At 42.2% G+C, this 14,963-nt stretch carries 10 protein-coding genes; 3 read left to right on the forward strand and 7 right to left on the reverse strand.

Translation table 11 applies throughout. The features are described 5' to 3' along the window. Positions 1–58 precede the first annotated feature (58 nt). Together B5X60_RS16415 and B5X60_RS16420 are read right to left on the reverse strand one after the other, a co-directional pair. Positions 59–2,515: a glycoside hydrolase family 31 protein gene (locus B5X60_RS16415; RefSeq protein WP_079703817.1), complete on the reverse strand. Its 2,457-nt coding sequence runs from the start codon at positions 2,513–2,515 to the stop codon at positions 59–61. 213 nt (positions 2,516–2,728) lie between these two features. Next, positions 2,729–5,605, reverse strand: a complete 2,877-nt coding sequence (locus B5X60_RS16420; protein WP_079703818.1) for a TonB-dependent receptor — start codon at positions 5,603–5,605, stop codon at positions 2,729–2,731. A 224-nt stretch (positions 5,606–5,829) separates the two neighbouring features. Here B5X60_RS16420 and B5X60_RS16425 point away from each other — a divergent pair, with 224 nt between their 5' ends. Genes B5X60_RS16425 through B5X60_RS16435 form a run of 3 tightly spaced genes read left to right on the forward strand, consistent with a single transcriptional unit; the run spans position 5,830 to position 9,677 of the window. Then, entirely contained in the window at positions 5,830–8,274 is a 2,445-nt protein-coding gene (locus B5X60_RS16425; protein WP_079703819.1) for a penicillin acylase family protein, read from the forward strand. Positions 8,275–8,297: 23 nt separating this feature from the next. Further along, positions 8,298–8,663: a hypothetical protein gene (locus tag B5X60_RS16430; RefSeq protein WP_079703820.1), complete on the forward strand. Its 366-nt coding sequence runs from the start codon at positions 8,298–8,300 to the stop codon at positions 8,661–8,663. A gap of 27 nt (positions 8,664–8,690) precedes the next feature. After that, positions 8,691–9,677, forward strand: a complete 987-nt coding sequence (locus B5X60_RS16435; protein WP_139377515.1) for a LuxE/PaaK family acyltransferase — start codon at positions 8,691–8,693, stop codon at positions 9,675–9,677. 233 nt (positions 9,678–9,910) lie between these two features. Here B5X60_RS16435 and B5X60_RS18550 read toward each other — a convergent pair whose 3' ends face one another. From B5X60_RS18550 to B5X60_RS16460, 5 genes are all read right to left on the reverse strand, one after another. Next, complete coding sequence (locus B5X60_RS18550; RefSeq protein ID WP_262485825.1) at positions 9,911–10,030, reverse strand: four helix bundle protein; 120 nt, start codon at positions 10,028–10,030, stop codon at positions 9,911–9,913. Positions 10,031–10,217: 187 nt separating this feature from the next. Continuing rightward, a complete protein-coding gene (locus tag B5X60_RS16445) occupies positions 10,218–11,675 on the reverse strand; it encodes a Gfo/Idh/MocA family protein (protein WP_079703821.1) in 1,458 nt (485 codons plus the stop codon). An 18-nt stretch (positions 11,676–11,693) separates the two neighbouring features. Beyond that, positions 11,694–12,266, reverse strand: a complete 573-nt coding sequence (locus tag B5X60_RS16450; RefSeq protein ID WP_079703822.1) for a gluconate 2-dehydrogenase subunit 3 family protein — start codon at positions 12,264–12,266, stop codon at positions 11,694–11,696. Positions 12,267–12,270: 4 nt separating this feature from the next. Beyond that, positions 12,271–13,950, reverse strand: a complete 1,680-nt coding sequence (locus B5X60_RS16455) for a GMC oxidoreductase (protein ID WP_079703823.1) — start codon at positions 13,948–13,950, stop codon at positions 12,271–12,273. A gap of 90 nt (positions 13,951–14,040) precedes the next feature. Continuing rightward, positions 14,041–14,925, reverse strand: a complete 885-nt coding sequence (locus B5X60_RS16460; RefSeq protein WP_079703824.1) for a hydroxypyruvate isomerase family protein — start codon at positions 14,923–14,925, stop codon at positions 14,041–14,043. Between the last annotated feature and the right edge of the window lie 38 nt (positions 14,926–14,963).

Here is a 14,963-nt window from a genome sequence, read left to right on the forward strand (position 1 = left end):
ATGTTAATCACAGGTATATCCAATTGAATAAATTGAATATACCTGTTTATAACAAAGATCAGGCAAGAATCTCAATTCGTTTGAAATTCTTGTTGGATTTCACTCGGACTCGACGAAGTTCATCAAAGCTTAGATCTCCTGAATACTCGCGTCCGTCTATATACACTTTTGTTGGCGTGAACGGAAGTCCGATTATTTTGAGATCATAGGTCTCATAACGCGGTGTGAAGAGCCCCTCAATTGATTGAGTAATAGTCATTGAGGATACATCTCCTTTTACTACATATTTCTTTTCGAGGTAAATATCCTGCTCAAAGGCAAATGTATCATCATGATCTTCATAGTAAAATGAATTTGCTTCATAATCTGAGTAATAAATTTGGAACATTAGTTCGTCAATCTCAAACTCACCTACATATTGCATTAGTGGAGATTCTGGAATAACCGAACCGGCTTTAACAAAAATCGGCATAGAATCAATCGGGGCATCGGCATAATGTTCTCCACCCCCATCAATCATATCGTGAGTCCAGTAATTGTACCATTTGCCTTTAGGAAGATAAACATTTTTATGCCTTGCGCCTGGGTCAGTGACTGGGGCAACCAGGATCTTGTCACCAAAAGTAAAGATATCCTGTATGTTATGAGTATGCGTGTTTTCCTGCTCTTGCATTACCAATGGGCGAAGGATTGGGAAATTATGCTTATGATGTTCCCAGAAAACAGAGTAGATGTATGGCATCAGGCGATACCTTAAGCCGATGAATTTGCGATTAATTTCTTCAAATTCCGATCCGAAGCTCCATGGTTCCCGCTCGGCTGTGTCACCGGCCGAATGTGCACGCATAAATGGCGAAAATACCCCCATTTGAATCCACCTCGCAAAGAGTTCGGCATCGGGTTCACCACTGAACCCGCCGATATCAGTTCCGCAGAAAGGAATTCCCGACATGGATAAACGCTGTAATTGAACAATCCCAATTTGCAAATGCTCCCATGAAGCAACGTTATCACCGGTCCATACCGATGCATAACGCTGTACCCCAGAATATCCCGCCCGGGTTATCGTGAACGGACGTTTATTTTTTTGCAGTTTTTTCAGCCCATCATAGGTTGCCCGAACCATTTGCATTCCGTAAACATTATGAGCTTTCCGGTGGGATCCATGGAACCCGTCATAGTTATGCCTCACATCGTTTGGAAAGGTCCCTGCCCCAAAAACAGCTGGCTCGTTCATGTCATTCCATACACCGGCAACGCCTGCATCTACTAATTCCTTGAATAATCCACCCCACCAGGTTCTAACTTTTGGATTTGTAAAATCAGGAAACTGGCACCGTCCGGGCCAAACATGACCTTCCATAAAGTAGTCATCACAGCGGCGGCAGAAATAATTATTTTGCTTGCCTTCTTTAAAGACGCTATAATTTTCGTCAACGCGAATACCCGGATCGATAATCACAACGGTTTTGAAACCGTCATCAGCAAGCTCTTTAATCATTCGCTGCGGATCCGGAAAGTACTTTCTGTTCCAGGTAAAACACCTGTAACCGTCCATGTAATCAATATCAAGGTAAATCGCGTCACAAGGAATCTTGCGTTCGCGGAAGTTTCGGGCGATATCCTTAACTTTTTTTTCAGGGAAATAACTCCAGCGGCACTGGTGAAAACCCAGGGCCCATTTTGGAGGCATCTGATGCGTACCAGTAAGTGTATGGTACCTTTTCACTACGTCCATTATGTGTGGACCATGAATATAATAATATTGCAGCTCCCCGCCGTCGGCCCAAAAGCTTATCTTATTACTATCCTCCTGAGCAAAATCAAACTGGCTTTTAAAAGTATTATCGAAAAAGATCCCGTAACTCACACCCTCGTTAACTCCCATATAAAATGGGACCGTTCGATAAAGTGGCTGCTGGCCTTTTCCGAATGAATATGCATCGGTATTCCAATTCACAAACCTGTCACCGCGCAGATTTAAGTCACTGGATTTATCGCCAAGCCCATAAAACGCTTCGGACAGCTGACATCTTTTCGTTGCATACACATAATAGCCGCCGAAGTCAGTGTTCTCTTCCCAGTGCATTGGTTCAAGATCCTCATTGATTACCTTCCCATTTATATCTTCAAATGAAATCTTAAAATCGTGTTTACGGATTACACATGCTACCGAATTTGTCTCAACCCTGTAGGATTCAGGTTCATCTTCTAACTTGAAAACCGTTACTTTATGTTCCAATGATTCAACTGCGTAGGAGAATTCCTCCAGGAAAACACTTTGGGGTGCCAGCCTCACTCGGATTATCTGGTCACTAATTACCCTTACTTCGACTTTAGAATTACCGTCCGAAAAGTAAAAATTATTGCGGTCCTGAACGTATTCAGTGACCGCGGAAAGATATTTTTTTACAATGGGCTCCAGCCCCACGACCGGATTATTAACGTGTTGCATATCACTTTCCAAATCATTGATATCCAGCTCCGTTATTATCGGATCTTTACTAACTTCCATATATACATAATATTTTAAACAGCTTAAGAGGACTTACTAATTAGCTGGTGATGACCTGTAGTGCGATTACGCAAAGATAATATGCCGACAAAATACCAGTTTAGACACATACTAAAAAATATATCTCACTTTATACAAAATAGCAAGTCCCGTTCCAAATTAATGAAACGGGACCTACTAAAGTATTGGTTAGTTAACTTCTTCGAAAAAATCTTATTGATTAAATGTAAATCCTACATAATACATACCGCCCATCAAAGGATTACCAAATGATGTGGTGTAGTATTTATTCAAAAGATCCGATGCGCCGATTTTAATGACTGATTTTACACTTGGTATCTTAAGATTCACCTGTGCGTCTACTGTGCCGAATGCCGGAACATTGCCTGAGGCAAATGAGGACGTCCAATAGAAAGAATCCTGCCAGCGGTAGGATGCATTAAAACCAACGTTCTTTACAACTTCACGGTTACTGAGTCCAATATTGTAGCGAACTGTCGGGGTATTGAAATCGTTAACATAAGTAACAGGGATTTCACCCAGCTTATTATAGGACAGATTACCATTTAGATTGAAAGTGCCGATCATGTAGTCGATACCCACAGCTGTTCCATAAGCCGTTACTTCACCCGCTGCATTCACCGGAACACCGAATCTAGTGAACACGTTCGACACGTTTTGATACACATCAACTGCTGTAATAAAATCTTTGTACTGGTTATAGTAACCATATGCATCAATTAGAACTTTTGAACCTAGTAAACCTCTATATCCAAGTTCATAAGCCTTGACACTTTCAGGACGCACGCCTTTTGGATCGAAGGTATATGTTTGCAACAAGGCCGGATTAGGAGTTCCTGCAGACGCAGAAGCAAGGAAAGCTCTGTAACTCACATCCGTAAAAGGCTTATTAGTGTACAGGCTGTATTTTGAAATACTTTCAGGTAAACCTCCAATTAAACGTGTTGCTCCCCCAAGTACTGCCAGATCGATATACTGATTTTGCGTGGTTGGGTTACGGTAGCCAGTCTGAAAGGAAGCACGGATATTGTTGTTAGGTGCAACGGTAAATACTCCGGTAACTCTCGGAGTGAATCGGCCCTCAAAGTTCATATTTTTATCATAGCGGCCTGAAAGGGTTAGTTTGAAAATATCGCTGAATTTCTTCCCTGCCTGAATAAAAGCACCGTATTCATTGATATCAATTTCGCGATTCAGGTCGTCGAAAATCGTTCCGCCGGAATTCAAGTCATAAACACGGTATGAGGCTCCAACCTGTAATTCCAATTTATCCTGAAGGGCGTTCGTGAAATTGTACATCCCTTCGTAGTGCCATAGATTTGAATTATCGTCAAATTTAGCTCCTGCGCCGGAACTAATAGTTGAGTTCATGATCTTCTCTTTTGCAGCGTTAAATTGGGGAGTACCTACCTGATAACGTCCTACGTCAGCAGCAGACCTGGCAAGGCCATGAGCCTGTGCATCCTGTGCACCAGCAGCACGCGCACCTACATAATTGCCAACATATTGCGGAAACCAAGTCGAGTTAGCCTTTGATGTTTCGTTGATATACACACCGAGGATAGAAGATATATAAGAATCCCCCGAACGTTCCTGAGTAGTATAACCTCGGAGCATGAAATCCTGACCCTTTAACTCAAGTTTATATTGTCCGATACTGAAATTTCTTAATGAATAGCGGTCGGATCCTGTATAAACAGAGGTACCCGCTCCCCAGTTAACCTGTGCAATTGCTTCAACAGTATTACTTAATTTATAGTGTAATGAATTTGAAGTTTTGAACGAGCGTGCATCGTAGTCGACCAGATCTTTCTCATTATATCCTGTTCGGGATACCGATTGATCGGGGATCAATCCAGCACGCAAACCAATGTTAAAAGGAATGGCGTTTTGAATGGAAGGTCTAAGAGCTGCAGGAAATCCCCCCAGAAAGGCTCCAATTTGAGCTGGTGTAGCATTTACCGGAAGGGATGCTGTAATAATAGCGTTAATGTTTGGAATAGCTCCTCCACTTGCTGCAGCAATTCCCGCAGAAGTCGCTGTGAGGACATTATTCGCGACATTACGCATGTTCACATTCACTTCATCTCCATAAACATTTATTCCATCATAATTAGGGTCGGTCGTTCTGTCACCACCTTTAACACTGCGTGAGTTACGATCAAAATTGGTGTAATCAGTCGCTTGCCAGTCATCTGCAGTTAATAAGGATACGGTTGATTTAACTGCAAACTTATTCCAGGCTTTGGCAAATCGCACACCGGCTTCCTGGAACGGTCGTGCTTTTTGATTAGGATCATTGAGGTGATTCAAACCTGTTTTTAATTGAAAACTGACACCTTGTGAACTGTACGGGCTTTTAGACGTTAAAAGCATTGTACCATTTATACCTCCTGCACCATATAATGCTGATGAAGCGCCTGGTAAAAGCTCCACATTGTCTAAGTCCAGTTCACTCATTCCGATGATATTACCAACAGCAAAATTCAGCGCTGGTGCCTGATTATCCATACCGTCAACGTACTGGTTGAAACGAGTATTTCCGTTAGCGTTGAAACCACGAGTGTTTACTGATTTAAATGTGATACTCTGGGCACTCAACTCCACACCTTTCAAATTTGTTAGGGCATCATAAAAAGAAGGGGATGCTGTTTCTTTAATGGCCGTCTGACCCAGCCTTTCGATCGAAACCGGCGATTCCAATATCCTTTCCGGAGTACGTGAAGCCGCCACTACAACCTCTTGTCCCATGATGGCTTGAGCTTCCATCGAAATCAAAATTGCCGTTGCTGACCCAGTCACAGTCTGTTCAACTGTTTTATAGCCAAGGTAAGTAGCAACTAACGTGAACGGTGCAGTTGCAGACGTATTTAAAGTAAATTGCCCGTTTTCATTTGTAGATGTACTAATTGTTGTTCCTTTAACTGTTACAGTTACACCAGGGAGGGTTTCTCTGGTAAGGTTGTCGGTGACAGTTCCTGAAATGGTGCTATTTTGCGCGAATACCATGTTTGCACTCACGAAAAGTACAATCAACAGGCAAGCTAAACGGGTAAAAATTCTGCTCATAATTCTGAGATTAGTTTATGGTTATCTTAATTGTAATTATAAACATAAGTAGAATATTTTGAATCTGACAAGGACTTTCAATTAATTTTTTTATGCTTGCATAGTAAAATTGTTTGCCTATTAATCCGAGATTAACATTTTAACATAAAATAAAATGTAATACATCCGTAACATTTTGAAATAAGTCGTAACTTTTAAACCTGGTTGAAAGCCACAGTTCCCATATGAAGATTATCAAGGCCGTAATTTCATCACTAATTGCATTAACATTGGTGATTTCATTGAACAGTAAGTTTGGTGATATACCTCCTCTCGGTAAATTCATGGATCCATTCCGTGGATTTTGGAAAAATGCTGAAAATTCAAAATTGAATGCTGAACGAGACATTAAAATAGATGGCCTCCGTGGTTCAGTTGAGATCAAGTTTGATGAGAGAATGGTGCCTCACATTTTTGCCGAGAATAACTACGACCTGTACTTTGCTCAGGGTTACATTACTGCAAAAGACCGTTTATGGCAAATGGATTTCCAGACACGTTTTGCCTCGGGACGACTTTCAGAAGTTGTAGGCCCTAAGGCTATCGAACTTGACAGATACCAGCGCCGTATGGGGATGACATATGGAGCTGAAAACATGGTTAAGGTGATGATGAAGGATCCTGAAATAAAAGAAACCATGGAAGCCTATGCAGCCGGAATCAATGCCTACATACATTCGTTGAAGCCCGGTGATTATCCAATCGAATTCAAACTGTTGAATTACGTGCCTGAAGATTGGACCCCATTGAATTCAGCCCTACTTTTGAAACTTATGTCCGCAACTCTTGCAGGAGGCTCGAATGAGTTTTACATGACTAATATTTTGAATAAGTACGGCCCTGAAATTACAAAAGATCTCTTTCCAGATTATCCATTCCGTGAAGATCCAATTATCCCGAACGGCACAAAATGGGATTTTACCCCGGTAGCCATACCAGCAGCTCCCGAATTATTGAGCGATAAAAAAATATCCTACCAAATAAAAACTCATGAGATTGAAGAAGGCATAGGAAGCAATAATTGGGCGGTTTCTGGCGCGAAAACCGCGAGCGGGTATCCTTTACTGGCAAACGACCCCCACCTGGACATCACACTTCCCTCAATTTGGTATCAGGTTCAGGTGGTATCGCCTGACGTAAACGCCTACGGTGTGTCTATCCCTGGTGCACCTGGGGTAATTATAGGATTCAATCAAACCGTAGCTTGGGGTGTTACGAATGTAGGTGCGGATGTCCTAGACTGGTATAACATCAAATTTAAAGATTCTTCCAAAAAAGAATATTGGTATAACAACAAATGGAATGAAGTTAAAACCCGGGTTGAGACCATTGAGGTAAAAGGAGGCAAAACAATTGTCGACAGTGTATTTTACACCCACCATGGTCCAATTGTATATACCAGTGAACAACGACCTGACAACTTCTCTAAGATCAATAACATCCCTACAGGCCATGCACTACGCTGGGTTGCACATGATGGATCAAACGATGTTAAAACCTTTTATAAATTAAATCGAGCAAAGAACTACACAGACTATCGTGAGGCACTAACTTATTATTCAGCTCCCGCACAAAACTTTGTTTTTGCAAGCGTTGAAAATGATATTGCAATCACCCCGAATGGCTATTTCCCGGGAAAATGGAAAGGACAGGGCAAATTTCTGATGGACGGTTCTGATCCAGCTAACGACTGGCATGGGCGGATAGAAGCTGCACAAAATCCCACAGTTAAAAATCCTTCAAGAAATTTTGTAAGCTCAGCGAATCAATCACTAACTGATCAAACCTATCCATATTATATCAACTGGGAGTTCGCTGCATACGAACGTGCTCACCGTATCAACAAAAGACTTACGGTGATGACCAAAGCGAACGTGGATAGCATGATAAATTTGCAAAATGACAATTACAGTATTCTCGCTGAGAATATCTTACCTACACTTGTCCAACTTGTAGACACCGAGAAATTAAATGCAAGTGAAAGAGAAGGATTCGATATTGTAAGCAAATGGAATATGTTTTTTGATGCTGATGAAATTGGAGCAAGCATATTCGAGCTGTGGCATAAAAGCCTGGCAAAAGAAATCTGGGAAGATGACCTGGGTGATCCGAAAATTCCTATGCGTTACCCTTCCCGTGACAGAAACGTACAGTTGTTGTTGAACGAACCGGACTCGCATTGGTTCGATAATGTCCACACAGCCCAGAAAGAGACTCGAACCGACGCTGTAAATGCAGCTTTCAGGTTTACTATCGATAGTCTTCAGCGCAAATACGGGCCCATTGATGAAGCCTGGAACTGGGGAAATATTAAGCATACCAACGTCCCACATCTAGCAAAAGTAGCCGGATTTGGATCAAAATTTCTTAAGAATGGCGGATCAAAATCGTCAGTTAACGCGATGAGCGAAAGCAATGGTCCATCATGGCGCATGGTAGTTGCACTTGGCAAAGATGTAAAAGCTTATGGTGTATTTCCGGGGGGCGAATCGGGCAATCCTGGAAGCTTTTATTATGACAATATGATAGATACATGGTCGGAGGGGAAACTCAATGAGTTGCTATATCTAAAATCAAAGGAAGATAAACCTAAAAGCATTCACGCATCGTGGACGATGTCTAAGAAATAATTATTCAATTTATAATAAAGATTATGTTGTTCATTATAATAATCGCACTCTGCTTACTCTTCCAGTTATTTCTTCCCTGGTGGATCATTACTCCTCTGGCATTTGGAGCTGCCTTTTGGAAAGGCAAATCTGGAGTCCATGCATTCTGGTCGGGATTCTTCGCAGTATTTACTCTGTGGGTTGCTACAGGTTTATATTACAGCATTCCGAATCATCATATTTTAGCAAACAGAGTTGGCGCTATGCTTGGCTTGCCAGATACAAGCATAAACTGGGTTATAGTGCTTCTAATTTCAGGACTTATCGGAGGCGTGGCTGCAGGATTTTGTGCCCTGGCAGGATATTATTTCCGTCAGGCGATGGTAATTCCGGAGAAGACTGCACATTAATTAAAGAGTTCAGTTGTATCTTTGAAGGTGATTAATATTAGCTCCGGAGATATTTTTTCTATCCAAAATAAGGAACAATTTGAGTTTGTTGCGTTAGAAACATTCAGATTGCAGGCCAAAAACTGTAGGGTATACAGTGATTTTATCAAAAATCTTGGTATTCCCATTTCAAAGGTTAAGAGGCTCGGTGACATTCCCTTTCTACCCATAGAATTTTTCAAAAGTCATGAAATAATTAACGGAAATGGAAAGCCTGAAGAAATATTCACGAGTTCCGGTACGACAGGAATGGTGCAGAGCAAGCATTTTGTTCTGGATATCGAAATATACATTCAAAGCTTCAGGAAGGCACTTAATCTCTTTTATGGTAATTTTAGCAAATATGCGGTACTTGCCCTATTACCGTCTTACCTTGAAAGAGATGGATCTTCGCTGATTTACATGGTAGACGATTTGATCAGGTCTAGCAACATTCAATCCAGCGGCTATTTTCTCTACGATCATAAATTGCTTAACGAAACCTTATTAAGCTTAAAGGCATCGAACACTCCTACCATTCTCATTGGCGTTACCTATGCCCTGCTGGATTTTGCAGAAAGTCACTCTATAGAATTTCCTGAGCTGGTAGTCATGGAAACAGGTGGAATGAAAGGCAAAAGGCGTGAAATGGTAAAAAAAGAACTACACGGCACTTTGTGCGCAGGCTTTGGCGTGCCGGTAATTCATTCGGAATATGGAATGACGGAACTCCTTTCCCAGGCTTATTCTAAAGGTGCTGGCAGTTTCCGCTGCCCTCCATGGATGGCTATTCAAATCCGTGACACAAATGACCCTTTAGAAATACTGGGAAATGATCAAACAGGAGGAATTAATGTCATCGATCTCGCTAACATTAATTCCTGCTCTTTTATCGCAACCCAAGACCTCGGTAAAACCTTCGAAGACGGCACATTTGAGGTGCTTGGCAGGTTTGATAATAGTGATATCAGAGGGTGTAATTTGCTTGTTCAATAAGAGTTGTAGGGGATACGTTTTACGTTATAAGTTGCTGGTCGCTTACAGCTTGACGGATAACATTAACTGTTTGTTGAACGAACTTTGTGAATTAGGGAGATCCGCATGGCTTCGATTTCGTTTATATTATCATACAAAGAAAGGTGTTCATCTTTCTTTAAGTACCCGAGATCAGTTGATAATAACAAAAAGTATTCTCTTCATTCGCTGAACCGCGCGCAATATTTAAGAAATTACCTAATTCCTTTTGCGACACTGCAGGCTTCGGCAATGTTCGCTGGAATACTTGATGCGCATCGCCTCAATTGGTTGGTAGGACTATAAACCTCCTCTTTGGGAAATACTTTTGTAATAGTCTAAATTTTCAGAGTTAGCTGATGAGCTTTGTCCCAAACTTTTAATTCTTTGTAATTCTGCATGTCCTCCAATTTTGATTCCCATCAAACGTAAGAAACATGCAGTTTTACTTAAAATCCGTCTAACCACCGGTAGTTTCCGATGGGTTATCCGCCATACAACTTAAAACGTATAACGTACTACTTATAACTTAAATTTAAAATCATCAAACCCTTCTCTATACTTCCTCTGAACAAATTGATTAGCCAGGTCAAAGTTTGTAATTTTCATATTGGCCGAATCCCACAGGAATTTTTTGTTCCGCCCTGGATATTGGAAGCTATTAGGATTAGCTCCTGGCACGCGAATATCATAAGCGCGGATGGCGAGGTTACCGACCAATAAAGCTTCCGTTAATGGTCCCGATATAGCAAAGTCCGATCGTAACTCCATTTTTCCATATCCCGCGATCGACGCATCAACCCATTGGGTGTAGTGTCCTTCTTCCTGTCCTGGTACCCGCGGAAGTGTTTCAGGAACATTTAGATCATCCATTTTCGAGACAGGTAATAATCTTGGATTTCTTCCGTACGCATCGCAAAGTATTTTGCCCTTGGTCCCAATAAAAAGAACACCGTTACCGCCATCGCCGAATCTCTCTTCCGGGCCAAGTTCGGCAGGGCGCTCCGGCTGGATTCCGCCATCCATCCAATGCAAACGAACTGGGGTAACTTGTTTTGAAGAATTAATCGTCATTGTAACATGAGATGAAGGAGGGCAACTATCCGGGAAATAATTTCGTTGACCCTGATCGTTGTAGATGCTCCCGACACTGCAATCAACATCTGTCGCGTAGGTCAAGCCTAAGGTCTTAAAGGGTACATCAACCATGTGGCAGCCCATATCACCAATTGCGCCGGTTCCATACTCCCACCAGCCCCGCCAGTTAAAGGGAACAAGCTTGTCGACATACTCCGTGTAAGGGGCTGTACCCAACCATAGATTCCAATCAAGTTCTTTTGGAACTACACTTTTGGTTGCTGGCCATGGAATACCCTGAGGCCATACCGGACGGTTAGTCCAGGCATACACCGTGTGCACTTCTCCTATTAGTCCGGCATTATACCATTCAGTAATACTCGCAGAACCATCAGATGAAGAACCCTGGTTTCCCATTTGTGTCACCACCTTATATTTTTTAGCGGCTTCCGTTAATACTCTCGCCTCATATATATCATGTGTTAATGGCTTTTGAACATAAACATGCTTTTTTCTTCTCATTGCTTCAAGTGCAACTATCGCATGATTATGATCTGGAGTTGAAACCGATACTGCATCAAAATGACGGCGTTCTTTGTCAATCATCTCACGCCAGTCTTTATAATATTTTGCTTTTGGAAAGGCCTTTACAGAATTAGCGGCGCGTCTGTCGTCAACATCACAAAGAAATGCGATTTCTGCTTTAGGATTCTTTGCAAATCCGGCAAGGTCGCTCTGGCCTTTTCCTCCAACTCCAACACCTGCAATCAATAGTTTATCACTGGGAGCGATATACCCCTTGCCGCCCAGCACGTGCCGAGGTACAATCATAAAGCCGGCAGCAGCAACACCAGCAGTTTTAACAAAATCTCGTCTCGAAGTCTTACTCTTTTCTTGTTTCATTAATATCAGATATTTATTTTACGAATTTGCCCACATACGATCACCTTTTTTATAGGGCACATTTCCGTCGTATTTTCCTGGGGTTTCTATATAGCGCATTGCTTTTGTTGAACCAATCTCGGAAGTAAAAAAGCCTAGAAGTGTTAACTCCTTTACCATTCTAAAATAATGAGACGGTTGATCGGCAGTTTTTGCGTCCATATATGCTTTTTGCAACGCATCCATTTTTACAAAAAAATTGGTTCTTTCGTCGGGAGTGCATTCCATAAATGCCTTTCCGGTGTCTTCCTTACATCTTTTCTCTAAACGGTCTATACCCTCCCGGAATATACCCTGATCTTTTTTAGTATAACAATCCTTCACCATGACCGCCATAAATTCACCCACTTTTGCATCCTTTGCTCCGGGTGTCGTCGTTTTCGGCAAAATTGTTTCAGCCATCTCATTTAACAAAGCGATTGTTTCATTGTCAAAAAAGTCTTTTGCCTTTTCAGCGCTGGTTTTGCAGCCTGTTTCCAGAAAGATACTTGAGCCAATAATGGTTCCTCCCAATATCCAGCTTACCTGCGCTATTGCTTCTCTTCTGTCCATGAGCTTAAATATTACCTTTTTTTAATTCCGCAACAGCATAATCTACTGCACGGGCAGTCATCGCCATATATGTTAATGATGGATTCTGACATGCAGCTGAAGTCATGGCGGCACCATCAGTCACGAAAACATTCGTTGCATCCCAAACCTGATTGTATTTGTTCAGAACCGAAGTCTTTGGATCATGACCCATGCGAGCTGTGCCCATTTCATGAATGCCCATTCCAAGGGTATATCCATTGTCAAACGTTTCTACATTTTTTAACCCCGCGGCTTCCAGCATATCTTTGGCATCCTGCATCATGTCCTTCCGCATTTTAATCTCGTTCTCCTTAATCTCAGCATCAATAGAAAGGACATTCAATCCCCACTTATCCTTCTTAGTTTTGTCCAGGGTAACCTTGTTTTCATGGTAAGGAAGGGTTTCTCCAAATGCGGTGATCCCCATTCTCCAGCCTCCCGGCTCACATAGCGCATCTTTGAAGTCGCCACCTATACTCATCTCGGCTACATTTCTACCCCAGCCTTCCCGGCTGGCTGAACCCTGGTATCCAAATCCGCGAAGATAATCTCTCTTCTCATCTCCCAGATTACGAAAGCGGGGGATGTATATTCCATTTGCCCTGCGCCCGTAATAATATTTATCGTCGTATCCTTCCGCCTGGCCCGCAGCTCCCAGCCTGAAATGATGGTCCATGAGATTGTGGCCGAGCTGACCGCTGCTGCTCCCCAAACCGCCATCCCAAACGTCAGTTGCAGAATTCATCAATATCCAGGTTGAATTAAGGGCAGAGGCATTCAGAAAAATGACTTTAGCGAAATACTCGTACGTCTTGTTTGTTTCCGCGTCGAGTACCTCAACACCCTTTGCCTTTTTGGTGTCCTTATCATAAAGAATCTTAGTGACAATTGAAAATGGGCGAAGTGTCAGATTTCCTGTAGCAACTGCAGCTGGTAACGTTGATGATTGGGTACTGAAATAGGCCCCAAACGGGCAACCCAACCAGCATTTATTTCTATACTGGCAATTTGTGCGACTTTGCAGGGGCTGAGTAATGTTGGCAACCCGTCCTATTACCATATTTCGGGCTCCCTTGAAATGGGCTTTTATACGTGCTGCGACATCTTTTTCTACAACGTTCATTTCCATGGCAGGCTGAAAATCTCCATCTGGCAATTGCGAGAGACCGTCACGGTTCCCGCTGATGCCTGCGAAGCGTTCAACATAGCCATACCATTTCTCCAGGTCTTTATAACGGATCGGCCAATCTACAGCAACCCCTTCTTTTGCGTTAGCTTCAAAATCCAGATCACTCAATCGGTAACTTTGCCTGCCCCACATCAGGGAACGTCCGCCAACGTGGTATCCGCGATACCAGTCAAAACGTTTTACCTCCGTATAAGGACTCTCTTTATCTTTAACCCAATAATCAAGATTCTTCTCATTTAATGGATAATCTCTTTTCAAGACTGGGTAGTTTTCAATCATCTCCTGGGTCCTGCCACCGCGGTGCGGAAAATCCCATGGGTTTTTTGTGGCGTTCACATAATCCTTAATATGCTCAATATTTCGCCCGCGTTCCAGCATTATGGTTTTAAGGCCCTTTTCGGTTAATTCCTTGGCAGCCCATCCGCCGCTGATCCCTGAGCCAATTACAATTGCATCATAAGTATTGTCAGCCATTTGTGTTAAACTATTTAGGTTGTAAGTTATACGTTATTTGCTTTCATTAGACTATTAGTAGGCAAAACTTCCGTTACTTTAGCTTTCAAACTAAACGTCGCACAAAGCAACTGCCTGCCGCAACGAAGCCAGTTTGTCTGCTTTTACAGGAATAAACTCCTGAGCAACAAATCCTTTAAAACCAGTACCCACGATAGCCTTCATTATTGCAGGATAGTTTAATTCCTGAAGTTCATCTAATTCATGTCGCCCCGGAACACCAGCGGTATGATAATGTGCAAAATACTGATGGTTTGCCTTGATGGTGCGGATCACATCACCCTCATCAATCTGCATATGATAAATATCATAAAGTAATTTAAAATTATCAGAACCAACTCGTTTCACCAGCTCAACGCCCCATGGTGTTTTATCGCACTGGTAATCTTTATGATCAATTTTGCTGTTAAGCAGTTCCATTACAAGAGTCACCTTGTGTTTTTCAGCAAGGGCCATCAATTGCTTAAGTCCCTCGGTACTGTTGCTAAGCCCGGTTTCGTCATCCTTTCCAGCCCTGTTACCGCTAAAGCAGATGAGATTTCTATATCCCGCTTTAGCCACCAGGGGTATCATATCTGAGTAATTCTTCAGAAGTGTTGAATGATACTGCTTATCGTTAAATCCGTTTACAAGGTTAATTTCAGCTCCGTTGCACATGCTCGATTCGAGTCCATATTTTTGAAGGATAGGCCAATCCTTTGGACCAACAAGGTCTATCGCTTTAAGTCCCATTTCCTTTGCAGCAATAGCAAGTTCTTCTACAGAAAGCTGATTAAAACACCATCTGCATACTGAATGGTTGATATTTCCCTTAAGTAAACCTGAATGTGTATTCGTCATTTTACCAAATGATGAAAGCATAGTTCCCGTGGACAAGGCAGCAGTTCCAGCGATAATACTTTTAAGGGCGCGCCGGCGATTTTCGTTCTTTGCCATTCGTTTTGAATATATTACAACCTAAAATTCATCTCTTT

The organism is Daejeonella lutea (genome assembly GCF_900168015.1).
GTDB lineage: Bacteria > Bacteroidota > Bacteroidia > Sphingobacteriales > Sphingobacteriaceae > Daejeonella > Daejeonella lutea.

Bases quoted from the DNA above. Each gene is read 5' to 3' on its own strand.
- B5X60_RS16415 (WP_079703817.1), bottom strand. From the start codon at position 2,515: ATGGAAGTTAGTAAAGATCCGATAATAACGGAGCTGGATATCAATGAT.
- B5X60_RS16420 (WP_079703818.1), bottom strand. From the start codon at position 5,605: ATGAGCAGAATTTTTACCCGTTTAGCTTGCCTGTTGATTGTACTTTTC.
- B5X60_RS16425 (WP_079703819.1), top strand. From the start codon at position 5,830: ATGAAGATTATCAAGGCCGTAATTTCATCACTAATTGCATTAACATTG.
- B5X60_RS16430 (WP_079703820.1), top strand. From the start codon at position 8,298: ATGTTGTTCATTATAATAATCGCACTCTGCTTACTCTTCCAGTTATTT.
- B5X60_RS16445 (WP_079703821.1), bottom strand. From the start codon at position 11,675: ATGAAACAAGAAAAGAGTAAGACTTCGAGACGAGATTTTGTTAAAACT.
- B5X60_RS16450 (WP_079703822.1), bottom strand. From the start codon at position 12,266: ATGGACAGAAGAGAAGCAATAGCGCAGGTAAGCTGGATATTGGGAGGA.
- B5X60_RS16455 (WP_079703823.1), bottom strand. From the start codon at position 13,950: ATGGCTGACAATACTTATGATGCAATTGTAATTGGCTCAGGGATCAGC.
- B5X60_RS16460 (WP_079703824.1), bottom strand. From the start codon at position 14,925: ATGGCAAAGAACGAAAATCGCCGGCGCGCCCTTAAAAGTATTATCGCT.